Raw genomic sequence first — 25,275 nt, 5'->3', positions numbered from 1 at the left:
ATGGGAAAACCTCAACTTGTCCTGGATATCGGCGGTGTACTGGCCTCGAATCTGACTCCCGGGCTATGGCGGCTGCTCGCCTTGGAAAGCGCCGTTACCGAACAGGAGCTTTACGCGGCTTACAAGAGGGAGCTGAGTGAGCGGCTGTGGACCGGGGAGCTGTCCGAGGAGCAATTTTGGAGCTGGATGAGCGGATACTTGCCCGGTATGACGATAGCGACGGGCCGCTCTTATATCGTTCAAAGCTTAAGGCCTCTGCCTGCACTGGACATGCTGCAGCAGTGGCATGAGGCCGCCGATATCCATATTCTGAGCAATCATCTGCCGGCTTGGGTGGAAACCGTCGTAGAGCCGAACTCCCGCTTTTGGAGCAGCGTTACGATCTCAAGCGAGACCGGCTTCCGCAAGCCGCATCCGGCAATTTTTCAGCGCGTATCGGCACTGCTTCCGCGCGGCAGCAAGCCGCTGTTCGTTGACGATCAGGAAAAAAATATTCGGCAAGCCGCATCGCTTGGCTGGCGAACGCTGCTTGCCGATGAAGAGGGAAATTGGATACGGGAGGTTCTTCCCTTATTGCAAATAATTCGCGATCAAGACGAGCAATAGGCTGCCGCTGCCTGCGGTAAGCAGCAGCGCGCCGTCGGAGCGGCCGAAGCGGAGGCGGAACGCGTATGTCCGCCTGCGGGGCGCATAGCCGAAGCCGCGCGCCTCGAGCGCGTCAGCCATTTGCTCAGCCAATCGCAGCATGGACCGGACATAGGGAATAAGAATGGTACGGATCATCGCCACGGGTACCTTCCCCGGCGTCGTCACCGCCTTCCCCCTCGCATGAGCAAGCTTCGCAAACCTCCCCCACTCCCCCGCCAACAGCGGGATAAACCGGAAAATCAGCGTCACTAGCAGCGCGAACGAATGTATGGGCACTTTCATTCGGCTGAGCCAGCCGAACGTCTGCTCAATCGCCCGCTGCAATCTCATCGGTGTCATTAATTTCAGCATCGGCATTCCGAGCAGCATAATCAGCAGCAGCCTTCCGAACCTCATAAAAATCGGATAGGCTTTGTCCCATTCAAAAATCAGCGGAGAGAACGAAATGCCCCCTACCGCGCATAAAACGGCAATCATGAGCACATAACCGCGAATCAATCCGAGCCACGGCCGAATGAGCGTCCTGAACGGAACGAGCAGCAGTAACGTGAGGCATGCCGCCGCAGCCAGCCCGGCCAGACTTTGCTGCAGCAGAATTCCTGCTGCCAGCATGAAATAAGCGATCACAAGCATCCGCGGATCGAAACGGTCCGGCCGCACGAGGCCCGCATCGGCGGGTGAGTGCGCTTTGCCGTCCGGAGGCTGTGCCTGCCGGGACGGAGGGGCCTTTGCCGACGCTGCTGCATCCGCTGCGGCGGCAGGGGTTCCCGCGGGAGCGGCGGCGCGCCCGCGGGTCAAGCGTTCGGCCAGCGCCGCCGCGAGCTCGCGCGGCTCTGGCCACAGGGCCCCGCCGCCCTGCGCCGGGGCCTCCGGCGGCAAAGCCGCCTTCGCGCGCAGCAGAGCCAGCGCGCGGAGCGCCTGCGGCGCAGCGGCGCCGTGCCCGGCCGCGGCCGCCGGCGCTGCCGCTGCGCGGACCGTGCCGCCGTCGACCACGGCGACCGCGTCCGCGAGCGGCAGCAGCGCGTCGAGGTCGTGCGTGGCAACGACCGCTCCGCGCCCGGCCGCCCTGTGCGCGGCTAACACCGCGCACAGGCGGCTGATGCCGTCGGCGTCAAGCCCCGCCGTCGGCTCGTCCAGCAGCAGCCAATCCGGATCGCATGCCAGCAGGCAGGCAAGCGACAGCCTTCGCTGCTGCCCTCCGCTGAGCGTCCACGGGTCACGCTCCAGCAGCTCCTCCGCCAGCCCTGCCCCGGTCAGGGCCGCCTCCATTCGCCGCTTCGCCTCGGCGGGCTGAAGCCCGTAAGGCTTAATCGAATAAAGGAGCTCCTCCCGCACCGTTTGGGCAAACCATTGCGATTCCGAGCTTTGCAGGGAAATGCCCAGCGATAAGACAGCGACGGCATTCAATCTGGCTCTGCGGCCATCTCGCTTCCACAAGGAGACGCCGCCCAGCTCGACGGCTCCCGCCTGAAGCGGTCGGAGTCCTGCCATCGTCTCAAGCAAGGTCGACTTGCCGGCTCCATTCCGTCCGATAAGCAGCGTAATTTCACCGGCTTTAAAGCTGCAGCTCACATCCTGCAATAGAAGCCTCTTCTCGTGCCCTTCGGCGCAGACCGAAACGCCGCTGAGCTCCCAATTACCCGCCATAACGCTTCACCGCCTCAGCCAGCATTTCAGCGGTGAACGGCAGCGGCCTCAGCTTTACGCCAAGCCGTTCCAGCTCCCAGGCAACTTGAACCGCGTAAGGCGCAGCAAACCCTAGCCGCTCGCACATGCTGAGTTTGCCGTCTTCGCTGCCGCTGCAGCTTATTCCTTGTTTACCTGGTTCGAATCGCAGCCCGGCTCTTGAGCCGACATCGGCCTTCTCGGCTCCGCCGCAGCCTGCTGCTTCCCGCTCCCCTATCCAGTTCTTCCTCATATTCTCAGCCGCGCCGGCTCTATCGAACCACTGCTCAGCCGTCCCGTCGAACACAAGCCGGCCGCCGCTCATCGCTGCAACACGGTCTCCCTGCTCAATCTCGTCCAGCTTCTGCGTAATCCACAGCACCGTCACCCCGGTCCGATGGAGCTGCCTGACCTGCTCCAGGACACCGGCTGCCGCCTCAGTCTCAAGCATCGCCGTCACCTCGTCGAGGACGAGCAGCGGCGAGCGCATCGCCAGGCAGCCCGCAATCGCGACGAGCTGCTTCTGCCCGCCGGATAACGTTTCAATCGGCTGCCAAAGCCGCTCTCCCAGACCGGCTCTGCTCAGCGCGCGTTCGGCTTCCTCCGCAATCGTTTCTGCCTGCAGCCCGTTTTGCTCCAGCAGCAGCACGACATCCTCCCACGGAGTCGCGCCGAGCAATGAAGCCTCCGGATGCTGCAGCACGATCGGAAGCGGCTTGCCTTCCGCTGCCTCCTGCAGACGGCTGCTCCTGCTGCCTGTCGCCCCCGGGATGCGGCAGCCTGCCACCGCTTTCGCAAGCGTGCTTTTGCCGCTGCCGTTACGCCCGAGCAGCGTCACCCATTCTCCTTCATATATAGAGAAGCTTACATCCTTTAAGATCGTAACCGTTTCTCCGTCATGATGCAGCGCCGGCGGCGTTACCGACACCTTTTTCAGCTCAACCTGATAGATCTGTTCCAATAAATGTTCACCCTGCCTCTTCCCCAAAGCCGGCGGCTATGCTACAATTCGATTTGTTAACTTCTAAACAATATAATAGGTTAACATAATTTTCGCAACTGAATAAAAGGAGTCGTTTGTCATCATGCCAACCAACAATATCAGATCCCTTGTTTTTATCGCGCTGTTCGCGGCCCTGTTCATCGTGATGAGCTCGCTGACGCTTAAGCTCGGTGGCTCCATGGTCCCGATTACGCTGCAGACGCTTGGAGTCATCCTTGCCGGATTGTTTCTTACGCCGCGCAACGCCTTTCTCAGCATTGCCGCAGTCATTGTGCTCGCCGCCTTCGGCCTTCCGTTATTCAGCGGACAAGGCGGCATCGCCCATTTGACCGGAGCAACCGGCGGCTTCATTTTTGCTTTTCCGTTCTGCGCTTTACTCGTCAGCATGGCGGCCGGCGCTTACCTGCGCACGAACAGCAGCAAAAACAAAGCCGTCTCACTGATTGTCTTTTTTGTCATTTTCGAGCTCTTCAGCTCGTTGTTCGCATATGTGCCCGGCATTCCGTGGCTGATGCATATTACGGGGCTGCCGCTTGGCAAGGCTCTGGGCGTCGGGTTCTTTCCTTTCCTCCCCGGCGATGCCCTCAAATCGCTTGCAGGCGCCATCTTAGCCGTATCCTTAACCCCCTACATCGCCTACATTCGTTCGTCAACGGCGAAGTCAAAAACCGGAAATTACTCCTTTAACGATTAAGCGAGAGCTGCTTCGGCGGAAGCTTTCTTCTTGTCCCGATATAAGAAGCGAACGCGATAAAGAAAGCCATGTTCGGCGGATTGCGGTAAGTCAATCCCGAACATGGCTTTATTCATATCTCTACTCCATGCAATCCTCGGAGTCAGGAGAGGATGCGTTCTCTACATTTATCTTATCCGCAACGGTTTCCCGAACGATCGAGATGACCAGCTGTAGCAAATAGTTAATGTCGGACTGGCTTTGCTGGAATTCCGACACGATCGGGATGCCGTCGAGCTCATCCTGCAGAGCCTCCATTTCGCCTTCAATCTTCTTAACCATATCCGGATTTTTGAACGTCGTCTCGAAAGCGACAACTTCCTTCTGCTTTTTCTTGATTTGGGCGATCAGCTGCTGCACCCGCTCATTGGTGTTAATTTGCTTCTCGGCGCGGCGGTAATGCTGAACCTCCTCCGACGAATAGATCAGGTCCGCCAGCTCTTTTGCTTTTTTCTGAACGTCTTCCTTCACAATCAGATCGCGCGTATTAAAGCTCGGAATCGAGCAGCCGCCTCCGTGCTCGTGATCATGTCCGCAGCTGTGTTCCTGCTGCTCCGATTGTTTTGCTGTCGCTTGTTGCTCCGCCATTCGTCATCTCTCCTGTTATACCGTTAGCTAACGGCTTCTTGTGCGCTTTGCTCGATCGCTTCGGCCTTAATGTACCAGGTTTGCGCATCCGTAACCTTGGCTTGAATAAATTGGCCGATCCAATCGCTTGGTCCTTCCAGATGCACCAGTTTATTCGTGCGGGTGCGGCCGGAAAGGATGCTAGCGTTATTTTTACTTTCGCCCTCGACCAAAACTTCTACGATCTGGCCGCGCAGCTGTTCGTTCTTTTCTCTGGCGATCGCAGCCAGAAGGGCATTCAGCCTTTGAAGACGTGCTTTCTTCACTTCCAGCGGCACGTTGTCTTCCATCCCTGCGGCAGGCGTTCCCTCGCGCGGCGAATACAGGAATGTGTATGCCGAATCGAAGCCTACTTCCTCTACGAGCGACATCGTCTCCTCGAATTGCTCGTCGGTTTCGCCCGGAAAGCCGACAATGATATCGGTCGTCAGCATGGCACCCGGAATCGCTTTTTTAATTTTGGCAACGAGCTCCAGGAAAGCTTCACGCGTATATTTGCGGCTCATCCGCTTTAATATTTCCGTGCTGCCCGACTGAACCGGCAAGTGGATATGCTCGACCAGATTGCCGCGCGTCGCCAGCACTTCGATCAGATGATCGTCGAAATCGCGCGGATGGCTCGTCATGAACCGGATGCGGGGAATATCGATTTTGGACATATCCTTCATCAGATCGCCGAACCGGTATTCGATATCATCGAAATCCTTGCCATATGCGTTTACGTTCTGGCCCAGCAGCGTAATCTCTTTAAAGCCTTGGCGGGCAAGCTCCCTCACCTCGGCGATGACGTCCTCCGGACGGCGGCTGCGCTCCTTGCCTCTTGTGTAAGGAACGATGCAGTACGTGCAAAATTTATCGCAGCCGTACATGATGTTAACCCAGGCACGCATGCCTTCGCGCTTCTTCGGCAGGTTCTCGATAATGTCGCCTTCCTTGGACCATACCTCGACTACCAGTTCTTTGCTGAAGTAAGCGTTTTGCAGCAAATACGGCAGCCTGTGAATGTTATGCGTCCCAAAGATCATGTCGACAAACGAATGCTTCTGCAAAATCCGGCCGACAACCGATTCCTCCTGCGACATGCAGCCGCAGACGCCGAGCAGCAAATCCGGCTTCTCGGTCTTCAGCGTCTTCAGATGTCCAAGCTCGCCGAACACTTTATCCTCGGCATTTTCCCGGATGGCGCATGTATTAAGCAAAATGACGTCCGCGAGATTGCGGTCCTCGGTGGACGTATATCCCATTTGCTCGAACATGCCTCTCATCACTTCGGTATCGTGCTCGTTCATCTGGCAGCCGTAGGTTTGGATAAGGTAATGCTTGCCCGCCCCCATCGTGCGCAGCTCGTAAGGAATCGAGAAATCGTAATGCACCTCGATATCCTCTTTGCCGCGTTTCTTCTCCTCTTTATGGCTGGGAGCGGAATTTATTTGGACGACCCTTCCCTTTATGCGGTAGGTCGTGGAATGCTCATCTTGATCCAGCACCTTCGCGTCGCTAAAATCAAAATATTTTGAGTAATCCTTATTTTGTTCGGGCTTTTTGTCCGTCGCTGTACGGTCCCTGTCATTCGTCAATGCCTATTCACTTCCTTATAGGTACAAATAGTTGTTACAGCCCAATTCAATATTATAGCAGTTAACGAAACAGAGGGTCAATAAAAGCAGCGCAAAAACGGTCCTGGATCTCCTCGCATGAATACCCTAACCCGAAGCGCAGATGCAGGTATGCATGCGGAGAATGAGCCGAAATAAAAGCATGTGCCGTATAAACGGGATCGACCGGAAGCATTACGCCTTGCTCCGTGCCTTCCCGGATTAAACCGCTCAGCGCGCTATGCAGATACAAATAAGGAGGCGACTGGAAAAAATCGTTTTTATCGTCCTCCAGCTTCGTATGGGCATGCACGACGCCAAGCCATTTCGATTTCTGATCGATAAAATCAATGATTCGGCGCATGACGCCGCATAATCGCTCCTGAACGGGCAACTCCGCATGCTGCTCCAAAAAAAGTCCGATCCCGCTCAAGAAACGGTCGAAGTTTTCCCTCATCACGTCCATGCACAAATCGCCTTTGTTCGCATAGCGCCGATATAAGGTTCCTTGTCCGATGCCGAGCGATTTGGCGATTTGGTGCATGCTGACCGATTCTACCCCGTGCTCCGTAAACAAGTCATTTGCTGTCCGCAAAATTTCTTTGCTAAGTTCTTGTTTCGTTCTGCTGCCTTCTGGTGTAGTCATCGCCGTTCTCTCCTTCTGTCGCCCATACAAAATAAACAATTGACAATTAAGCCGTACCTCTTTATGATTCAATAATGCGGACAATTGTCCGCAACTAGAAGCGGTCATCTTTTCATTGTAGCCTGTCAGCGTTAAGCAGGTCAACAATCTTAATGCAAAGACCGATATATCGGATAGGAGGAATGACAATTGGCAGTTGATGCAAAGCAAGCCCCCGGCACTCAAACGTCCATACGAAGCATCCTTGCCCCGCTCGTCTCAATCATCGTCGGCATGTTCATGGTTATCCTGGACGGAACCGCGATGAACGTTGCCATGCCCGGCCTAATGGCTGATTTTCAAAGCTCGATGTCGGTCGTACAGTGGACGATTACCGGATATGCGCTTGCGCAGGCGGCCGTTATCCCGCTTGCGGGCTGGATGTCCGACCGGTTCGGCGCGAAACAAATCTTCTTATTCTCGATCGTGATGTTTACGATCGGTTCGGCTCTGTGCGCTATCGCCACAACGGCCGAGCAATTGATCGTTTTCCGTGTCATTCAAGGTCTCGGCGGCGGCATGGTTGCCCCGATCGCAATGGCCTTTACCTTCAGACTGAGCCCTCCCGGCAAGCAAGGGGCTGTCATGGGCATGATCGGCATTCCGATGCTGCTCGCGCCTGCGCTTGGTCCCGTCGTTGCGGGCTGGCTCGTCGATTATGTGTCCTGGCACTGGATTTTCATTATTAACCTGCCGATCGGTGTTATCGCCGTCATTGTCGGCATCCGTACGCTGCCGAGCATCGAACGAAAGCGCGTGCCGGCTCTGGACTTCCTGGGCATGCTGTTCGCTCCGCTTGCCTTTGCGATGCTAGCTTACGGCGTCAGCTCTGCCGGAGGCGGAGAAGGCGGCGGGGGCAGCGGATGGACTTCCGCAGAGGCGTTAACGGGAATGATCGTCGGCGGAGCCGCTCTGATCGTTTTTATCTTCGTCGAGCTAAGACGCAAAGAGCCTCTGCTTGAGCTTCGCGTCTTCAAATCGAGCGACTTCACGCGCGGTATCGTACTGCAGTGGATCGTTCAAATCGCCTTGTTCGGCACGTTATTCCTGATCCCGATTTTTCTGCAAATCGCTAAAGGGTATACCGCTTTTAATACGGGCTTGATTCTTCTCCCGCAGGCGCTTGCCGCAGGGGTATTCATGCCGATCGGCGGCAAGCTGTTCGACCGCTTCGGCGCCCGGCCGGTCGTCATCGCAGGACTTACGATCGTTACGATTGCAGGCTTTTTGCTCAGCCAGTTGACGGCGGATACCCCGCTGCTGACGATCATGCTCCCTCTGGCTATGCTTGGTGCGGGTATGGGCTTGTCGATGATGCCGATCAATACCCATATTATGCAGTCGGCTCCTAGAGAGCTTGTCGGCCGGGTGACTTCCCTCACTGCCGCGGCTCAGCAGGTGATGACTTCCTTCGCGATTGCCGGCTTGTCTACCTTGCTGGCCGACCGGATGAAGCACTACGGGGCGGTTGCTCCGGGTCCGAACGTTGTCTACTCCGCCTACGGGGACACGTTTTTCATCCTTGCATCCATCTCGATCGCCGGCGCCGTCGTCGCCCTGCTGCTTCGTAGGCCGAGACAGGAGAAGGATGCGAGTCATGCCGAGAAGCCGGAAATGTCCATGATGATGGGTCATTAATCAAGCCTTATCGGCTGTCTTTCTTAAAATTAAACAAAAGCTGCAAAACGTCCGGTTATCCGGCCGTCTTGCAGCTTTGTTTGTTTGAGAACCACTTAGTCGATGATCTCCGCTTTATCCCCGTTTTTAATGCCGGCCGCGTTCGCCTCATCGGTGTCGATATGCATGTCCAGCGCATACTGCCCGTGGACTCTCGCTACTACGTTCTCAAACACGACTCCGCGTTCTCCCCCGACTCGCACTCGCAGCTTTTGTTTGTCCGTTACGCCGTAACGCTCTGCATCGGTTGTGTGAAAATGGATGTGGCGAGCGGCGACGATAACCCCTTCCTCAATTACAATCTCGCCTGCAGGCCCTTGCAGCTTTATGCCGGCCGATCCGGCAATATCGCCCGATTCGCGTACCGGAGGATTTACGCCGAGTGCAAAAGCATCCGTCCGCGACACCTCGAGCTGTGTGCGTTTCCTGGCCGGACCGAGAATTCTGACCTTCGCGAACGTCCCCTTCGGTCCGATAACGGCTACCGTTTCATTCGCTGCGTACTGGCCCGGCTGTGACAGAGGCTTCATTTCCGTCAAGGAATACCCTTCTCCGAATAGAGCCTCAACATGCTCCTCTGACAAATGAATATGTCTGGCCGATACGCCGATCGGCACTTCTTTATGTATCATTCTGTTCACTCCTACTCCTGCCCGTTCTGGATCCTAATTAATGAAAAAGCATACGGCCGGCCGGCCATATGCTCTTACTATATCATTTATTTAAATTCGGCAACAAGCTTGTCGAATTCATCTTGCGTAATCTTGACGTTCTGCTTCGCCAATCCCTCTTGCTTAAACCCGGCAACGAGATCCTCATACGATTTGCGTGCCGTGTTCTGATAAATAAGACCGGTCAGCATGCCGTTTGTCTCCATGATTTTGTTCATAGCCGCTACGCGGTTCGTCGGATCGTAATCCGGGAATTGCTCCAGATTCACGATATTTTCCTTAAACCAGTCGTACGTGTTGATTTTGTTAAAGGTAACGCATGGGCTGAACACGTTGATCAGAGAGAAGCCTTCATGCTTGATACCCTGCTCGATCAGGCTGGTCAGCTGCTTCAAATCGCTGGAGAACGACTGGGCGACGAAGGTCGCACCGGCCGACATCGCGATTTCAAGCGGTGACAGCGTTGACTCGATCGAGCCCTCCGGCGTCGATTTAGTTTTGAAGCCTTCGGCGGAGCGCGGTGAAGTCTGACCTTTCGTCAGGCCGTAAATCTGGTTATCCATGACGATATAGGTAAGATTAAGATTACGGCGGATGGCGTGAACGGTATGACCCATCCCGATCGCAAATCCGTCGCCGTCGCCGCCTGAAGCGATTACGGTCAGCTCGCGGTTGGCGAGCTTAACGCCCTGCGCGATAGGCAGCGCGCGTCCATGAATGCCGTGGAAGCCGTATGCGTTAATGTAACCGGAAATGCGGCCGGAGCAGCCGATACCGGACACGACAGCCAGCTGCTCGGGCTCAAGTCCTACGTTCGCTGCTGCGCGCTGGATGGCAGCTTGAATGGAGAAGTCGCCGCAGCCCGGGCACCAGTTAGGCTTTACATTGTTTCTAAACTCTTTGAACGTGGCCATCTTTAATCAACTCCTTACATGCTTTGTGAACGTCCGAAGGCAGAAACGGATTGCCGTCGTATTTGAGCAAGCTTTCGATTTTTTCTGCGAAGCCTGCATTCATCTTGATTTGAGATGCAAGCTGAGCGGTTGCATTATTTTCAATGACGATCACTTTTTTTGCATTTTGCAAGTAAGGCTTCAGCAGCTTCGTCGGGAATGGATGAATTTGACGGATGGTTACATGGTTCGTTGCGACACCTTCGCCGGCAAGAGTTTGTCTGGCTTGGTCGATCGTTCCGCCCGTCGAGCCCATTCCGATGATCAGCAGGTCCGGATTCTCATGAGGCGCATCTGCACGGACCGCGTCCCGAATATACATATCGTTCAGCTTATTCAAGCGTTTATCCATCATTTGACGGCGATTCACCGAGTTCTCGGAAGGACGCCCAACCTCGTCGTGCTCTACGCCTGTCACATGGTGAAGACCGCCTTTCTCTCCCGGCAGTACGCGAGGTGAAACACCGTCTTCCGTAAACTCATACCGTTTGAACAGGCTTTGCCCTTCCAGTGCTGGCACATCCGTCACCAGCTTGCCGCGTTTAATATCGATTTTGCTGTAATCAAGCGGCTCGCAGGATTGCTTGCCGAGGGATAGCTGCAGATCCGTCATCAGAATGACCGGCACCTGGTATTGCTCGGCGAGGTTGAAGGATTCGAGCGTATCGTAGAAGCAGTCTTCGATCGTAGCAGGCGCAATTACGATTTTCGGAATTTCGCCGTGTGTTCCGTACACCATAGCGTTTAGATCGGACTGCTCCTGCTTGGTCGGCAGGCCGGTCGACGGACCGCCGCGCTGCGTATTCACAATGACAAGAGGAGTTTCCGTCATACCCGCGAGACCGATTGCCTCCATCATAAGGGCAAGGCCTGGACCAGCCGAAGCGGTCATCGTACGTACGCCCGCATAGTTGGCGCCGATCGCCATCGTAACGGCTGCGATCTCGTCTTCGGTTTGCACGACAGTGCCTCCGAATTTCGGCAGCTTTTTGATCAAATACTCCATAATCTCGGAAGCAGGCGTAATCGGATAGGCCGACATCAAGCGGCAGCCTGCCGCGATGGATCCGAGGCCGATTGCCTCGTTGCCGATCATGAACAGCTTTTGCTTGCCGTCGGCAGGCTCCAGCTTGAACTCATCCAGTGGTCCGCCTGCCTGTTCCAAAACGAATTCAGCGCCGCGTTTTACGGCTTCAATATTTTTTTCAACGATTGCTGCGCCTTTGCGTCCGAACTCTTCCTCTACCGCTTTATTGAATACTTCAAGCGGCAAGCCGAGAAGAGCCCACGAAGCCCCGGAAGCAACCATGTTTTTCATTAACGAGGTTCCAAGCTCCTCCGCCATCGCCGTAATCGGCACAGCGAACAGTCTTGCATCAATTCCGTCAGGAATTGTCGGATTAAATTTGGCGTCGGCAACGATTACGCCGCCGGAACGCAGCTCCTTCGCATTCAGATCGATGCTTTCCTGGTCAAACGCGACCAAAATATCCAAATCATCCGAAATTGCGCGAATCGGATGCGTGCTGATCCGGATTTTGTTGTTTGTATGTCCGCCCTTGATCCTCGAAGAAAAGTGCCGGTACCCATATAAATAGTAACCCAAACGGTTAAGCGCTGTAGAAAAGATCCGGTCCGTACTTTCGACGCCTTCCCCTTGTTGTCCCCCGATCTTCCAAGACAATTGACTGATCAAAATGCCCATCTCCTCTTTTTCTAGAACGTACGATTATTCGACGACATCAAATAATTATATAATAGAAGTAATAATAGTCACAACAAGTTTAAAATGCATTTTCATAAAAAGCAAGATGTAAACGCTTAATTTACGTATAGTTTGTTTCGATTGATCCCATATCGCAATCAGATCGGACGGGCCGTCATTCGTCAGGCAAATTGCGGGCGAGAAATGTTAAGGCATTAGCGGATAAAAACTTTTCCGTTTGCCGTACCGAATACCTTTTTAGCAGCCCCTCTTGCAAGTTCACGACTTCCTCCGGATTGGTCAGCTTGCTGATGTAACGGTCGATTCCGTCAAAATCGGAACCCAGCATAATACAATCCTCTCCTCCCAGCTCGCAAATATACTCGACATGCCGGATTAGATCATCCACCGTAACTGTGTCTTCCTTGGATACGAACCAAGGCACATAAGTGATTCCAATCCTACCGTCCATTGCAATGATCCGCTTAATCTGCTCGTCCGTTAAATTTCGCGGATGGTCGCATATCGTTCTGGCGTTGGAATGGGAAGCGATGATGGGCTTATCGGAATGCTCGGCCACGTCCCAGAATGCCTGATCAGACAAATGGGACACGTCCAGCAAAATGCCGAGTCGGTTGCTCTCTTCAACGAATTGCCGTCCCTTTCCGGTCAATCCCCCGCCTCTTGGCTCCATCGTTCCGTCCGCCGCCCAATTGGCGTGGTTCCAGGTAAGCCCCGCCGCCCGCACTCCTATTTGATATAGTATGCGCAGCAGGGACATTTGCCCTTGGATTCCGTCAACCCCCTCCAAGGACAGCAAAGCCCCTGTTTTACCCTGCTTGAGGCATACGTCCAAATCCTTGGCCGATTTTACCCAGACCATATCCTCGCAAATCAATACATGCTGCTGAAAACGGTCGATGCTTTCCAATATCGGTTCCAGCCGCCCGTTCATCGACTCGGGAATATAGATCGCAAAGGTTTGCAGTACCGCGTTGCTGGCTTTCAGTCTTTCGTATGTCACATCTAGCGATCCGGGCTTGCTGTTCCGGAACGTCAGTTTATTGTCCAGCAAAAGCTTGCATAATGCATCGCAATGGAAATCAGCTATTTTCATACGGTCACCCCAGTTCATTTTTTCGCAGCAAAAAACCTGTCTACATCGTAAACAGGCGATCCTTCAAATTATTTGTCGTTTTTTATGACCAACATATCGCTCGCGGCTACCTGGGCTCAACAATCAGTTTGATCGCCGTTCGATCCTCGCCGTCAATAACAATGTCCGTAAAAGCAGGAATACAAATTAAATCCACCCCGCTGGGAGCGACGAATCCGCGGGCGATCGCTACGGCTTTGATTGCTTGGTTCAAGGCACCAGCTCCAATGGCTTGCAGCTCGGCGCCGCCGCGCTCACGAAGAACTCCTGCCAGTGCACCTGCTACGGAATTTGGATTGGACTTTGCTGAAACTTTTAATACATCCATGAAAAGAACCTCCCCTTGGACTGTTGGATGGATTCCACTTTTAAATAGTATTCGAGAGAGGTTAAAAAATTCCTGCTTTTACGGGACCGATCGGACAAACTATTCTGAATTGTCGGAACTTTTCAAAGATTCAATGCGTTACATCAGCAGCCATTCGTCTTCTGTGAGGCGAATTTTTTCGATTTTACGCGCACGGCCGGTCGTTTCATCCAATTGGACGGATATTGCGTGCAGATGCCATTGCCCTTCGGCCACTACAAATCTCACAGGCAGCTGAGTGATAAATTTATGTAAAACAGCATTTCGTTCCATTCCGAGGACACCTTCCTTCGGACCGACCATGCCGACATCGGTAATATAAGCGGTGCCGCCGGGTAAAATCGTATCGTCGTTCGTCTGTACATGGGTATGCGTTCCCAGCACGATCGATGCCCGGCCATCCAGATGCCAGCCCATCGCGATTTTCTCCGAGGTTGCTTCCGCATGGAAGTCCACCAAAATATTTTTTGTCCGTTCCGACGCCTCGTCAATTAAGTCGTCGGCCTTCCGGAACGGGCAATCGATCGGCGGCAGAAAGGTTCTTCCCTGCAGATTGATAATCGCGAGCTGTTTCCCGTTCGCTTTAATAAAAGCCATCCCCTGGCCCGGCGCGCCTGGTGAATAGTTTGCCGGTCGCACGATACGCGGCTCCTCGTCGATCCATTCGAAAATATCTTTGTTGTCCCACGTATGGTTGCCCATCGTAATGCCATGGACGCCCCATTCAAAAAATTCCTTTGCGATGGAAGCTGTAATGCCTCTTCCCGCGGCCGCATTCTCTCCGTTGGCAATAATAATATGCGGATTGTATTTGCTCTTGAGCGCCGGAAGTACGCGCTTTAACGCACTCCGGCCGACATTGCCAACGATATCCCCAATAAATAACACGTTCATGCCACACACGTCCTCTTTGATCTAATCAAGCAGAAAAGTGGCTGACAAGCAGCCACTTTTCCGGTAAGCCTATTTGATTGATGAGCCTATTTCGCATATTCGACGGCTCGCGTTTCCCGGATTACCGTTACTTTGATATGTCCCGGATAATCGAGCTCGTTTTCGATCTTCTTCGTAATATCGCGTGCCAAGCGGAAAGCTTCCGTATCGTCGATTTTGTCAGGCTGTACCATGACGCGCACTTCGCGGCCTGCCTGGATCGCATACGATTTCTCGACGCCATCAAACGATTCTGAAATATCTTCAAGCTTCTCCAGACGTTTGATGTACGTTTCGAGTGTTTCGCGACGCGCTCCCGGACGCGCTGCCGACAAGGCGTCTGCAGCCCCTACAAGCATCGCGATAACCGAAGTTGCCTCCGTATCGCCGTGATGCGAAGCGATACTGTTAATCACGACAGGATGCTCCTTGTACTTCTTCGCCAGCTCAACACCGATCTCGACGTGCGACCCTTCCACCTCGTGGTCAAGCGCCTTGCCGATATCATGCAGCAATCCGGCACGTTTGGCCAGAGTTACGTCTTCGCCAAGCTCGGCTGCCATCAAGCCGGTCAGGTAAGCAACCTCCATGGAATGCTTCAGTACGTTCTGACCATAGCTTGTCCGATACTTCAATCGTCCCAAAATCTTGATTAAATCCGGATGCAAGCCATGAACCCCAACCTCAAACGTAGCTTGTTCTCCGTATTCACGAATGCGCTCGTCCACTTCTTTACGGGACTTCTCAACCATTTCTTCAATGCGTGCAGGATGGATACGGCCGTCAGCCACCAGCTTCTCAAGAGAAGTACGGGCAATTTCGCGTCTAATGGGGTCGAACCCGGACAAAATGACCGCTTCCGGTGTATCGTCGATGATTAGATCGATACCAGTCAATGTTTCCAAAGCACGGATATTTCGGCCTTCGCGCCCAATAATACGGCCTTTCATTTCTTCATTAGGCAAGGTGACAACGGATACCGTCGTTTCCGCCACATGATCAGCCGCACAGCGCTGTATAGCTAACGAAATAATATCGCGCGCTTTCTTATCGGCCTCTTCTTTCGCTTGCTGCTCGATCTCTTTAATCATTTGGGCTGTTTCATGCCGCACTTCTTGCTCAACATTAGATAAAATAATCGATTTCGCATCTTCCGTCGTTAAGCCCGATATACGCTCCAATTCGCTAAGCTGCTGCTTATAAATGGAATCAATCTGCTCTTGCGTTTCATCGATCCGTTTTTCTTTGTTGGCTACAGACTCTTCTTTGCGTTCTAGTGCTTCTAACTTTTTATCCAACGACTCCTCTTTTTGGAGCAAACGTCTTTCCTGACGCTGAGCTTCATTACGTCGCTCACGAATGTCTCTCTCGGCTTCGGAACGAAGTTTGTGGACTTCATCTTTTGCCTCCAGCACCGTTTCTTTCTTCTGAGCCTCTGCTTCCTTTTTCGCATTTTCCACAATTTGGACTGCAGCTTGCTCAGCACTCGAAATTTTAGCCTCGGCAATCGACTTTCGAATAAAATAACCAATCCCAAAGAATATTGCGCCAACAAAGAGACAGATCAAGATCCAAATCCACTCTTGCATCTTGTTCACCTCCTTGCTGCATACCAAGGCCCCTGCTTGGGATGTTATTAGGTTTTCAACCGGCTTCAATACCGTTTCAACAATTACTAATTTGACGAAAATAATCGTTTTGAATCAACTTTTGGAAGGAAAATTGATTCAAATTGAAGGAATACATCCTCATTTTATCTTTTCATAAATTCAATTGTCAAGCATTAGCCCGTCATCGTCGTCGTATAGCTCTTCTTCCTCGTCCGTCTCGACAGACCTTGCCGCTTCTCTTACGATATCGCCGGGAAACCCTCTTCGCATTAAAAAACCGATAAGCTTGCGTTTTTTTTCCTTTTGGTCGCCTTTCACGGACCGCCATTTCTTGTCCGCAGCCGCTTTGGCCGATGCCAATTCCGCATCGCGGTCAAGCGCATCGACCGCTTCTGCGGCAGCCTGTTTGGAAACGCCTCTTTGCCTTAGCTCCTGCTTAATCCATAGACGTCCCTTTGAGCTGTTTCTCAATCGGCCTGCCGCGAATTGGCGAGCATATTGTTCATCATCAACAATATGCTCGGATTCTAAACGCTCGAGCGCGTATTGAATATTGGATTCTTCAAATTCCTTGCGGCTTAAGTACTGCTGGATTTGCTTTCTCGTCCTTGGCTTGAAGCCCAGATAGCCGATTGCCAGTATATAAGCGCGGTAACGCTCGTCTTCCCTCCGGATTTCAGCCGCCTGCCCGGCCGTGAGCAGCTGTCCCTTCATGAGACGGTAGCGTATCAAAATGTCTTCGTGAACGGAAATCAGCGGCACTTCCGACTCTGCAAACAGATGATAAAGCTTCCGGTCCTTCTTGTCCGTCCGGACGGATAAGATCATCCGTTCCTCTTCTCCAACCCATTCGATGCTGTCCACCCCGCGTTTTGCTCCCTAAACACAACTTCGCCGTTCCTGCAGGAACGGCGAAGCTGTAATAGATGTTGATTCTTGCGATTATTCCAAATCTTCGAACTCTTCGTCCTCGTCCTCATCCGGCTTGAAATTCGCCTGCGCAGCAGCCGCGGACAAATTGCTTGCTTCACGGATTTGCTTCTCGATAACGGCCGCAATTTCCGTATGGTCCTTCAAAAACTGCTTCGCATTCTCTCGGCCTTGACCCAAGCGCTCGCCGTTATAAGAGAACCAGGCACCGCTCTTCTGCACGATATCCATTTCAACGCCCATATCGATCAGCGTGCCTTCTTTGGAGATCCCTTCACCATACATAATGTCGATTTCCGCTTGCTTAAATGGCGGAGCTACTTTGTTCTTCACCACTTTAATTCGCGTGCGGTTGCCGACCATGTCATTGCCCTGCTTCAAAGTCTCGATACGGCGCACGTCCAGACGCACGCTGGAATAGAACTTGAGCGCACGGCCGCCCGGCGTTGTCTCAGGGTTGCCGAACATGACGCCGACCTTCTCACGCAATTGGTTAATGAAAATCGCGATAGTTTTGGACTTCGCAATTGCGCCGGAAAGCTTACGCAGCGCTTGCGACATTAGACGAGCCTGAAGACCGACATGGGAATCGCCCATATCGCCTTCGATTTCAGCTTTCGGTACAAGCGCCGCAACGGAGTCGATGACGATAATATCAACCGCGCCGCTTCGTACGAGCGCCTCGGCAATTTCCAATGCCTGCTCGCCTGTATCAGGCTGGGAAAGCAGCAATTCGTCGATGTTGACGCCAAGCTTGCTGGCGTAAAGCGGATCAAGCGCATGCTCCGCATCGATGAAAGCGGCCTGTCCGCCAATGCGCTGCACCTCGGCAATAGCGTGAAGTGCGACCGTCGTCTTACCGGACGATTCCGGTCCGTACACCTCAATAACGCGTCCGCGCGGCAGGCCGCCGATACCCAATGCAATATCTAGAGCAAGCGAACCGCTAGGCACGGTTTCTACCTGCATGTGTGTTGATTCACCCAGTTTCATGATGGAGCCTTTACCAAATTGCTTCTCAATTTGACGTAAAGCCATTTCTAACGCAGCGCGACGATCCGACAAGAAACTCACATCCTTCATCATTTATAATGTTATGATACCTTGTTTCGGACGAGTTGCCAAGCATTTTTTTCGAACATACATTCGCCTTTTGCTTCAGCCCGTCAAATGGACATAAAAAAACCGCAGCAAAGTAATCTTCGCCACGGTTCTTCCGATAACTGATTCTTATTATAGACGCTTGTACGACATTTTTCAACATTTTTTTGGAGTTGGATAGCGCGGCTCGAGTTAACCGGCTAGTCACGCAAGCTGAGCCATAAGCGGTAAAAAGCGGCCTTCACGGCTCTGATGCGGATCATGGAACGGTCTCCGCTCAAATGCATCGTATGTACGACAGTCGCCTTTCCGCGCTCCGACACTCCGAAATAAACAAGCCCCACCGGCTTTCCTTCCGACTCCGCGGGTCCGGCCACACCCGTCAGCGAGATGCCGAAATCCGCGTTAGACAGTTCCCGTACCCTTTCAGCCATTAATGCCGCCGTCGATTCGCTGATCGCTCCCGGCGCACCCTCGCCTTCGAGCTGGGAAAGGGGAATGCCCAGCAGCTTGTGCTTCATCATGTTGGTATAGGTGACAACGCCGCCTGTATACTCACCGCTGCTCCCGGGTATGTTCGTAATCAGCTCGGCCAGCAGTCCCCCGCTGCAGCTTTCGGCGCTCGCGAGCTTGCGTTTGGTCGCTCTGAGAAGACGCACAATTTCCTCTTCGATCGGAATATCCGTCTGAGCGTACAAATACTCCCCGGCTCGTTCCTTGATTTTCTCGACGGTCTGATCGATTTTCCGGTCGGCTTCAAGCTGCGCGCCGGCTTTCGTCGACACCCGGATCGCCACCTCGCCCTCTTTGGCGTACGGAGCAATCGTCGGATCGATCTGACTCTCGATCAGGTCGAGCAGCTTGGCTTCGAGACTCGATTCGCCTACGCCGGCAAATTTTAGCAGCCGGGAATACAGCGGTTTTTGATCCGTAAGAATGCTTTGCAGAAATGCAAGTCCCGCCTCTTCCATCATCGGCTTCATTTCCTTAGGCGGTCCCGGAAGCAGCAAATAATGGGTGCCTCCTTCGGAAATGCCGTTGCCGACAGCGAGACCAGCCGTGTTCTCAAGGGGGACGCTTCCTTCAAGAATAAGCGCCTGGCGCCGGTTGCTTTCGACCATATGAACGCCCCGGGAGCTGAATAAATGCTCGATTTTGTCCATCGAAGGCTGATGCAGCACGAGGCCGCGCTGCAAATAATCAGCAAGCACGTCCTTGGTCAAGTCATCCTGTGTAGGGCCCAGCCCTCCCGTAAAAACAAGCAGCTCCGCCCGGCTTCTGCCGATTTCGATCGCTTGACGCAGCCGCTGGGGATTGTCCCCGACAACCGTCTGGAAATAGACGTCGATGCCGAGTCCGGCAAGACTTTGCGACAAATACTGTGCGTTCGTATTCACGATTTGGCCCAATAGCAGCTCTGTTCCGACAGCGATTATTTCAGCTTTCATCTTTTTCGTTCAGCTCCTAAGTCAAATGGATTCTGGCTACAAACTCTTTATTTCAACAATTTATATGCAAAAGCATCCTTCCGCGGGTACGGAAAGATGCTCTCGAACAACCTTATTCTACCGGAATTAGATGCTTGTTCTTCACGAAATAATCGATGCCAGAGTAAACGGTAATAATCGCTGCCGCCCAGCTGGAAATGGCATCGAACGGGAAATCGATAAAAGCAAAAGGGAAATTGTTGATGAGCAGAGCGATGATCATCGTAATTTGGATGGCAGTCTTCCATTTGCCCCATTTGCTCGCAGCCATGACGGAGCCTTCAAGAAGCGCTACCTGGCGCAGCCCGGTGACCGCGAACTCGCGGCTGATGATCACGATAGCGATCAAAGCGTTCAGCTTATCCATCTCGACCAGCGAAATCAGTACGGCAGCCACAAGAAGCTTGTCCGCGAGCGGATCCAGGAGCTTGCCCAAATTCGTCACGATCTTATTCTTGCGGGCGATATACCCGTCAAGTCCGTCTGTGCTTGCTGCCACAATAAAAATGAGTGCCGCTGCAATCTGATTGTATGTAATGGAGAAGTCCGAAAAGCTGACCGACCCCAAATCTACTTTAATAAGCAGAAAAAACATAATAACCGGCACCAAAAATATTCTGGCTAAAGTAATTCGGTTCGCCAGATTCACACAATTCCCTCCTTAAATCGATCAAACGCAATGCCCCGGCCCGCGCCGGCTGCGCGGTCGTGTTTCAACCCCGATTTCATATATCACCCAGATCCTTCCGTTTCCTTATCTCACCAAGTATAATACAAGCCCCTACACGTGTCAAAACAGGCACCTGCCATGCTTTGAGCGGTAAGCGGCATAAGGAAAAGCCTCGTTTCATCTATTCCCGGAAACGCAGCTTCAGTCGTTAGGAGCGGTAGTTCGTGAACTGGAGCTCTACAGGAAGATCCGCTTCCCTTAGCATCTTGATGACCGCCTGCAAATCGTCGAGGCTCTTGCCCGACACTCTCACCTGATCGCCTTGAATCTGGCTTTTCACTTTAATTTTCGAATCACGGATAAGAATATTGATTTTTTTCGCAACGTCCTGTTCAATTCCCTGTCTAAGCTTGATGCGCTGACGAACCGTACCTCCCGAGGCTCCTTCGACTTTGCCGTAGTCCAAATTTTTGATTGGAACGCCTCGCTTTACCATCTTGGAGAGCAAAATGTCGATGACGCTCTTGAGCTTGTACTCATCATCCGATGCCACGATCAGCGCTTCCTTCTCAAGCTCGATGCTGCTTTTGCTTCCTTTGAAGTCAAAACGTGTTTCGATCTCTCGCTCGGCCTGCTTGACCGCATTCGCGAGCTCCTGCATGTCAACCTTGGATACAATGTCAAATGCGTTTTCCGATGCCATAATTACCTCTCCTTTAATCCATTATGCTACTCGGCTGCCGCTCCGCCTTGTTCCCCTCCGGTCTGTCCGGCTCCTGCCTGGGCGGAGCCAGTCTCACTAGTCTGTGCGGCGCCGGCTTCACCCGTCGGGCCTTCTGCCGCTTCCACAGGTGTAAGAAGCAGCTTCTTCGAGCCTGCGCGGTCCCCGTCCGGCACTAATACCCCGTCAACCGTAATTTCGCTGAAATCCGACCGGCCGACATTAATATAGATCGGTCCTGTCAAGTCATAGGTTTGCACATCGCCGTCTTCGGCGTTTTGATAATACAGCTTCTCGCCGGTATTGCTGCCCGATCGCACCTCGACCCAGTTTCTTCCTCCGGATACCTTGATCTCTACCTTGTGGCTGCCGGCTGGCCCAATATTATATTGGTCCGCTTTGCCGACCTTGCTTCCGAAGGTGACCGTCGTAGGAGGAGGTGTCGGCGACGGCGGGGCCGTCTCCGCATCCGGTGTCGTCGTCGCGCCGTTCTCGGCAGTCTGGTCGGTCGGACCCACGGCCGGCGGCTCCGACGCCTCCGTAATCGGAGTGCTTTGGTCAACGGCTTTCGGCTCCTCCGTCTTGTTATTGATGAAAAACACCCATACGACCACAACGATCAGAATGAGGAAGGACCACATCATCACATTAAATCCGATCTTCCCTAAATGCTCGGAAGACTGGGACTTGACGCGCCGGGGCGTTCTGGCCGGAATCGGGTCGGCCGTTTGCTCCACCGGGGCGGCGGGCACCTCATGCTGATAGAGCCGAAGCACCTCTTCATAGTCGAGTCCGACCGCTTCGGAGTAGTTTTTCACGAAAGCACGGACATAGAAAGCTCCGGGCAGTACAGTATGATCCCCGCTTTCTAGGGCTTCAAGATACCTTTTCCTAATTTTCGTCGTTTCTTGAATATCGTCCAGCGATAATCCTCGCTCTTGTCTTGCTTGTTTTAGCAGTTCGCCTAATTCAGACATAAGACGGCCTCCTTCCGATTAGAAATCGTCTGTATAGTTAGCAGTGAATGATTCATAGGTTATCTCTTCATCCGGCGTATTGCGCAGTTCTATAATGATATCGAAATGGCTGTAATCGAAATTGGACTCCTTGACGAAAATATCGGGATGCTCGATGACCTTGGTCGAAGGCATCGCCATAATTTCCTGAAGCAATCCGTAATGTTTCTCATTGGAACGGATCGTGCTCACGATTCCGTCGATAATAAAAATATTATTAGGCTGCATTTCATCCTCGGAAAGCTGGCTTCTCACCGTTTGCCTTAGCAGCGTCGAGGAAACGAAGGTCCAGCGCTTATTCGAGCATACGCTGCCGGCGATAATCGATTCCGTCTTTCCTACGCGGGGCATTCCTCTCAAACCTATAACCTGATTGCCGTCGCGCTTAAACACTTCTCCCAAAAAATCAACCAGAATGCCGAGCTCGTCCCTCGTAAACCGGAAAGTCTTCCGGTCGTCGGAATCTCGCTCGATGTATCGTCCGTGGCGAACCGCCAATATATCGACGATTGTAGGCGTTCTCAGTTTGTTTACGGTAATATTATCGACTTTTTGGAGCATTTTGCCAAGCAGCTCGATCTTCTCGTCGTCGTCCGTTTGCAAAAGCATGCCGCGCGTACGGTCCTCGACCCCGTTAATCGTCATGATGTTAACCTCTAGCATACCGAGCAGCGATGCGATATCCCCAAGCAATCCGGGGCGGTTCTTATGTATTTTGTATTCCATATACCATTGTTTCGACTCCAAAACTGTCACCGTCCTAAGCCTGTTCATCTCGGCGTAAGCAAATACGATATGATCGTTACGCCCGTCATAAAACATAATTCTACAATTTTCGTCACAATCCTGCAACCCAAAAAGAAACATTGCAGAAAAGCCTCCTAGTGGGAGGCTTTCCTGCTTCTGCTTCTGTTGACGAAATGCCGTTACCGATCGAGCTGAACTTAAGCTTAGGTTCTTAGAACGAGCTTCACCATCAAAGCGGCAATTGTTTTGCGCTCCGACTCGTCGCCCACATCCCAAAGCTCTTTCAGTACCCGTTCTTCCTCATTTTTCGGATCAACTTTCTCGTCGAGAAAAGCTCCGATTTCATAAGCCAGACTGGAAATCGTTTCTTCGTTCATTCCCATCTTCTTGGCTTGCGAAACGCGGTCGGCCAAAAAATGCTTCCAAGTCGCAAAATTAGAAAGGACAGTTGACATGTTTCTTCGCCTCCTAAAGGTATGGAAAGAATCATCAACATCAATTATTTTGCGACAAAACCGAATTAATTATGCGGCAGGGACCAATTAGGTATGCCAACCGCCGTTCGGACTGATCACTTGACCTGTAATATAAGAAGACTCCGGCAGCGAAAGGAAATAAACCAAAGAAGCGATCTCGTCAGTCGAGCCGAAGCGTCCGATCGGTATTTCCTGCTCGATGGCCGCTTTTTCCGCTTCATCGAAGCCGCCCATCATTTCGGTATCGACGGCACCGGGTGCCACGGCATTAACCGTAACGCCTGTCGGCGCCAGCTCCTTGGCCAGCGCCTTCGTGAACGCGTTCATACCGCCTTTGGTTGTGGAATACAGCACTTCGCAGGAAGCGCCAGACATCCCCCATATCGACGAAACGTTGATGATCCGGCCGTACCGTTGTGAGATCATGTAGGGCATAAACAGCTGAGAGCACAAAAACATCCCCTTTAGATTTACGGCCATCACATCGTCCCACTCCGCCTCCGTTACATCCATCAGCATGCCGTAATGAGAAATCCCACCATTGTTAACGAGGATATCGGGAAGCATATTATGGCTTGCAAGCTTATCCCGCATCCGCTCCAGCTGTTCCTTGGATCTCAGATCGGCCGAGATGGTCATGACATTCGAGCCGAGCGCCATGCAGGTGCGTGCGGTCTCGTTTGCAATCTCATGAGATTGCAAATAATGGATAACAATATTGACTCCCTCCGCGGCAAAACGTCTGGCGATAGCAGCGCCGATGCCGCGGCTCCCCCCGGTTATCAATACCGTCATTTGCTGCAGGGTTTTCATGCGCCCGGCTGCTTCACGATCGAAACGGCCAGCTGCTCAAAATCGAAATGCTCGCGAAGCCTTTGGTTGACATCCTCAAGCGTACAGCGTTCATAATATTCAAGCACATCGAACATATCGTTGTCGCGGAACCGGTATTTGGTGAATTCGCCGGCAATCGCTTCTGGGGAGTTTAGCATTCTCAAATAGCCGCCGATTTTTTTCCGTTTTGCCCTTTCGAATGCCGCTGACTCGATACCCGTTTTCAATAATTGTTCGACCGCTGTCCGGATTTGTCCGATCAGTTCGTCGGGATCCGGAGTATCGCCGCCGATAACGGAAAAGGCATAACCAGGGCTGGAATTGAACTCATGCCCGAACGAATCGGAAATCAGGTTCTGTTCATACAGCTGCTGATAGAGCTTGGAGCTCGGACCGATCAAAGCTTCGAGCATCAGCTTAGTCGTCACCTCATGGCGAAGCAAAGCTTCTCCCGTCAGACCGGCGCGCTTTTCCTTGAAGCCCAGCATGCATTTCGGCAGCGAGACGGGAAGCTCGGATACCTTGCGCGCGATTTTGACGGACTCGGGCTCCTTTTCGAAAAACCGGTTAATTTCGCCTTGCGGTTTGAACTTTTTTGCAGCTTGATTAGCTCTGACCAGCTCGAAAACCTCTTCGGCTTTTACGCCCCCAACGACAAACAGAAGCATGTTCGAAGGGTGATAAAACGTTTCGTAGCACTGGTAAAGCGTCTCCTTCGTAATTTTTCCGATGGATTCGGCCGTACCCGCAATGTCAATATGAACCGGATGTTCGTGATAGAGAGCGTCGATGAGCCCGAAATACACTCTCCAATCCGCATTGTCGCGGTACATATTAATCTCCTGTTCGATGATGCCTTTTTCTTTTTCCACGTTCGCGTCGGTAAAATATGGATTTTGAACGAAGTTAATGAGCGTTTCCAAATTTTCGTTAATTTTCTCCGTTGCCGAGAACAGATAAACCGTCCGATCGAAGCTCGTGAATGCGTTAGCCGACGCACCTTGGGATGCGAACACGGCGAAAATGTCACCCGTAGGCTCCTCGAACATTTTGTGCTCCAGGAAATGGGCAATCCCGTCCGGCACCTGTACCGGCGCTCCGTCTCCGACCGAAAACTTGTTGTCTACGGAGCCGTACTTGGTCGAGAACGTCGCATACGTTTTATTGAAGCCTTCCTTTGGAAGAACGATCACCTCAAGCCCGTTTTCTAAAATTTCTCTGTACAGCGTTTCCTGCACGTTTGGATAGTTTAAGGTTTGCATCCG

At 52.7% G+C, this 25,275-nt stretch carries 25 protein-coding genes; 3 read left to right on the top strand and 22 right to left on the bottom strand.

Annotated elements, in window-relative coordinates; translation table 11 throughout:
• On the top strand, positions 1–606 hold the full coding sequence (locus KP806_RS03645; RefSeq protein ID WP_224722173.1) for an HAD family hydrolase: 606 nt from the start codon (positions 1–3) through the stop codon (positions 604–606).
• Here KP806_RS03645 and KP806_RS03640 read toward each other — a convergent pair.
• Positions 571–2,295, bottom strand: a complete 1,725-nt coding sequence (locus tag KP806_RS03640) for an ATP-binding cassette domain-containing protein (RefSeq protein WP_224722172.1) — start codon at positions 2,293–2,295, stop codon at positions 571–573. The two genes, KP806_RS03645 and KP806_RS03640, sit on opposite strands and share 36 nt — an antisense overlap.
• On the bottom strand, positions 2,285–3,274 hold the full coding sequence (locus tag KP806_RS03635; RefSeq protein ID WP_224722171.1) for an energy-coupling factor ABC transporter ATP-binding protein: 990 nt from the start codon (positions 3,272–3,274) through the stop codon (positions 2,285–2,287). The genes KP806_RS03640 and KP806_RS03635 overlap by 11 nt, the downstream gene beginning before the upstream one ends.
• A gap of 124 nt (positions 3,275–3,398) precedes the next feature.
• Here KP806_RS03635 and KP806_RS03630 point away from each other — a divergent pair, with 124 nt between their 5' ends.
• The gene (locus KP806_RS03630) at positions 3,399–4,010 is read left to right on the top strand and encodes a biotin transporter BioY (RefSeq protein ID WP_224722170.1); all 612 of its coding nucleotides are present in this window, start codon (positions 3,399–3,401) and stop codon (positions 4,008–4,010) included.
• 120 nt (positions 4,011–4,130) lie between these two features.
• Here KP806_RS03630 and KP806_RS03625 read toward each other — a convergent pair whose 3' ends face one another.
• The 3 genes from KP806_RS03625 to KP806_RS03615 form a co-directional block, all read right to left on the bottom strand.
• The gene (locus KP806_RS03625) at positions 4,131–4,637 is read right to left on the bottom strand and encodes a RicAFT regulatory complex protein RicA family protein (RefSeq protein WP_224722169.1); all 507 of its coding nucleotides are present in this window, start codon (positions 4,635–4,637) and stop codon (positions 4,131–4,133) included.
• Between the two features lie 23 nt (positions 4,638–4,660).
• Entirely contained in the window at positions 4,661–6,253 is a 1,593-nt protein-coding gene (gene miaB / locus KP806_RS03620; protein ID WP_224722168.1) for a tRNA (N6-isopentenyl adenosine(37)-C2)-methylthiotransferase MiaB, read from the bottom strand.
• A gap of 61 nt (positions 6,254–6,314) precedes the next feature.
• Entirely contained in the window at positions 6,315–6,917 is a 603-nt protein-coding gene (locus tag KP806_RS03615) for a TetR/AcrR family transcriptional regulator (RefSeq protein WP_224722167.1), read from the bottom strand.
• 189 nt (positions 6,918–7,106) lie between these two features.
• Between KP806_RS03615 and KP806_RS03610 the strand changes: the two genes are divergently transcribed.
• On the top strand, positions 7,107–8,594 hold the full coding sequence (locus KP806_RS03610; protein WP_224722166.1) for an MDR family MFS transporter: 1,488 nt from the start codon (positions 7,107–7,109) through the stop codon (positions 8,592–8,594).
• 95 nt (positions 8,595–8,689) lie between these two features.
• Here the strand turns inward: KP806_RS03610 and pduL are convergent, their stop codons facing one another.
• From pduL to yfmH, 17 genes are all read right to left on the bottom strand, one after another.
• Positions 8,690–9,265, bottom strand: coding sequence for a phosphate propanoyltransferase (gene pduL, locus KP806_RS03605; protein WP_224722165.1), 576 nt, complete (start codon positions 9,263–9,265; stop codon positions 8,690–8,692).
• An 86-nt stretch (positions 9,266–9,351) separates the two neighbouring features.
• Positions 9,352–10,218, bottom strand: coding sequence for a 2-oxoacid:ferredoxin oxidoreductase subunit beta (locus KP806_RS03600; protein ID WP_224722164.1), 867 nt, complete (start codon positions 10,216–10,218; stop codon positions 9,352–9,354).
• The gene (locus tag KP806_RS03595; protein WP_224722163.1) at positions 10,196–11,953 is read right to left on the bottom strand and encodes a 2-oxoacid:acceptor oxidoreductase subunit alpha; all 1,758 of its coding nucleotides are present in this window, start codon (positions 11,951–11,953) and stop codon (positions 10,196–10,198) included. The genes KP806_RS03600 and KP806_RS03595 overlap by 23 nt, the downstream gene beginning before the upstream one ends.
• Before the next feature lie 184 nt (positions 11,954–12,137).
• Positions 12,138–13,079, bottom strand: coding sequence for a dipeptidase (locus KP806_RS03590; RefSeq protein WP_224722162.1), 942 nt, complete (start codon positions 13,077–13,079; stop codon positions 12,138–12,140).
• A 106-nt stretch (positions 13,080–13,185) separates the two neighbouring features.
• Complete coding sequence (locus tag KP806_RS03585) at positions 13,186–13,446, bottom strand: stage V sporulation protein S (protein WP_006036664.1); 261 nt, start codon at positions 13,444–13,446, stop codon at positions 13,186–13,188.
• Between the two features lie 138 nt (positions 13,447–13,584).
• Complete coding sequence (locus KP806_RS03580) at positions 13,585–14,379, bottom strand: TIGR00282 family metallophosphoesterase (protein ID WP_224722161.1); 795 nt, start codon at positions 14,377–14,379, stop codon at positions 13,585–13,587.
• Between the two features lie 86 nt (positions 14,380–14,465).
• Entirely contained in the window at positions 14,466–16,007 is a 1,542-nt protein-coding gene (rny, locus tag KP806_RS03575) for a ribonuclease Y (RefSeq protein WP_224722160.1), read from the bottom strand.
• 180 nt (positions 16,008–16,187) lie between these two features.
• The gene (locus KP806_RS03570; protein WP_224722159.1) at positions 16,188–16,892 is read right to left on the bottom strand and encodes a regulatory protein RecX; all 705 of its coding nucleotides are present in this window, start codon (positions 16,890–16,892) and stop codon (positions 16,188–16,190) included.
• Between the two features lie 78 nt (positions 16,893–16,970).
• Positions 16,971–18,023 (bottom strand): recombinase RecA, encoded by a 1,053-nt coding sequence (recA, locus tag KP806_RS03565; RefSeq protein WP_224722158.1) that lies wholly within the window; start codon positions 18,021–18,023, stop codon positions 16,971–16,973.
• Positions 18,024–18,259: 236 nt separating this feature from the next.
• Positions 18,260–19,507: a competence/damage-inducible protein A gene (locus KP806_RS03560; RefSeq protein ID WP_224722157.1), complete on the bottom strand. Its 1,248-nt coding sequence runs from the start codon at positions 19,505–19,507 to the stop codon at positions 18,260–18,262.
• Between the two features lie 112 nt (positions 19,508–19,619).
• Positions 19,620–20,195, bottom strand: coding sequence for a CDP-diacylglycerol--glycerol-3-phosphate 3-phosphatidyltransferase (gene pgsA / locus KP806_RS03555; RefSeq protein ID WP_224722156.1), 576 nt, complete (start codon positions 20,193–20,195; stop codon positions 19,620–19,622).
• Between the two features lie 229 nt (positions 20,196–20,424).
• Positions 20,425–20,919, bottom strand: a complete 495-nt coding sequence (locus KP806_RS03550) for a YajQ family cyclic di-GMP-binding protein (RefSeq protein ID WP_224722155.1) — start codon at positions 20,917–20,919, stop codon at positions 20,425–20,427.
• 26 nt (positions 20,920–20,945) lie between these two features.
• Positions 20,946–21,914: a helix-turn-helix domain-containing protein gene (locus KP806_RS03545; RefSeq protein WP_224722154.1), complete on the bottom strand. Its 969-nt coding sequence runs from the start codon at positions 21,912–21,914 to the stop codon at positions 20,946–20,948.
• 18 nt (positions 21,915–21,932) lie between these two features.
• Positions 21,933–22,700, bottom strand: coding sequence for a DUF3388 domain-containing protein (locus KP806_RS03540; protein WP_224722153.1), 768 nt, complete (start codon positions 22,698–22,700; stop codon positions 21,933–21,935).
• Positions 22,701–22,903: 203 nt separating this feature from the next.
• The gene (locus KP806_RS03535) at positions 22,904–23,155 is read right to left on the bottom strand and encodes a DUF3243 domain-containing protein (protein ID WP_224722152.1); all 252 of its coding nucleotides are present in this window, start codon (positions 23,153–23,155) and stop codon (positions 22,904–22,906) included.
• 87 nt (positions 23,156–23,242) lie between these two features.
• A complete protein-coding gene (gene ymfI, locus KP806_RS03530; RefSeq protein ID WP_224722151.1) occupies positions 23,243–23,989 on the bottom strand; it encodes an elongation factor P 5-aminopentanone reductase in 747 nt (248 codons plus the stop codon).
• On the bottom strand, positions 23,986–25,272 hold the full coding sequence (yfmH, locus tag KP806_RS03525; RefSeq protein ID WP_224722150.1) for an EF-P 5-aminopentanol modification-associated protein YfmH: 1,287 nt from the start codon (positions 25,270–25,272) through the stop codon (positions 23,986–23,988). Before yfmH ends, ymfI begins: the two co-directional genes overlap by 4 nt.
• Positions 25,273–25,275: the final 3 nt, after the last annotated feature.

The organism is Paenibacillus vietnamensis (assembly GCF_020169515.1).
Taxonomy (GTDB): domain Bacteria; phylum Bacillota; class Bacilli; order Paenibacillales; family Paenibacillaceae; genus Pristimantibacillus; species Pristimantibacillus vietnamensis.
Note: the sequence above shows the minus strand (reverse complement) of the source record. Positions and strands in the feature narration are given on the sequence as shown.

Coding starts and splice junctions, on each gene's coding strand:
- pduL (WP_224722165.1), bottom strand. CDS start 9,265: ATGATACATAAAGAAGTGCCGATCGGCGTATCGGCCAGACATATTCAT.
- KP806_RS03585 (WP_006036664.1), bottom strand. CDS start 13,446: ATGGATGTATTAAAAGTTTCAGCAAAGTCCAATCCAAATTCCGTAGCA.
- KP806_RS03645 (WP_224722173.1), top strand. CDS start 1: ATGGGAAAACCTCAACTTGTCCTGGATATCGGCGGTGTACTGGCCTCG.
- KP806_RS03545 (WP_224722154.1), bottom strand. CDS start 21,914: ATGTCTGAATTAGGCGAACTGCTAAAACAAGCAAGACAAGAGCGAGGA.
- KP806_RS03550 (WP_224722155.1), bottom strand. CDS start 20,919: ATGGCATCGGAAAACGCATTTGACATTGTATCCAAGGTTGACATGCAG.
- KP806_RS03535 (WP_224722152.1), bottom strand. CDS start 23,155: ATGTCAACTGTCCTTTCTAATTTTGCGACTTGGAAGCATTTTTTGGCC.
- KP806_RS03590 (WP_224722162.1), bottom strand. CDS start 13,079: ATGAAAATAGCTGATTTCCATTGCGATGCATTATGCAAGCTTTTGCTG.
- rny (WP_224722160.1), bottom strand. CDS start 16,007: ATGCAAGAGTGGATTTGGATCTTGATCTGTCTCTTTGTTGGCGCAATA.
- KP806_RS03640 (WP_224722172.1), bottom strand. CDS start 2,295: ATGGCGGGTAATTGGGAGCTCAGCGGCGTTTCGGTCTGCGCCGAAGGG.
- KP806_RS03630 (WP_224722170.1), top strand. CDS start 3,399: ATGCCAACCAACAATATCAGATCCCTTGTTTTTATCGCGCTGTTCGCG.
- KP806_RS03560 (WP_224722157.1), bottom strand. CDS start 19,507: ATGAAAGCTGAAATAATCGCTGTCGGAACAGAGCTGCTATTGGGCCAA.
- yfmH (WP_224722150.1), bottom strand. CDS start 25,272: ATGCAAACCTTAAACTATCCAAACGTGCAGGAAACGCTGTACAGAGAA.
- KP806_RS03625 (WP_224722169.1), bottom strand. CDS start 4,637: ATGGCGGAGCAACAAGCGACAGCAAAACAATCGGAGCAGCAGGAACAC.
- KP806_RS03600 (WP_224722164.1), bottom strand. CDS start 10,218: ATGGCCACGTTCAAAGAGTTTAGAAACAATGTAAAGCCTAACTGGTGC.
- KP806_RS03615 (WP_224722167.1), bottom strand. CDS start 6,917: ATGACTACACCAGAAGGCAGCAGAACGAAACAAGAACTTAGCAAAGAA.
- ymfI (WP_224722151.1), bottom strand. CDS start 23,989: ATGAAAACCCTGCAGCAAATGACGGTATTGATAACCGGGGGGAGCCGC.
- KP806_RS03580 (WP_224722161.1), bottom strand. CDS start 14,379: ATGAACGTGTTATTTATTGGGGATATCGTTGGCAATGTCGGCCGGAGT.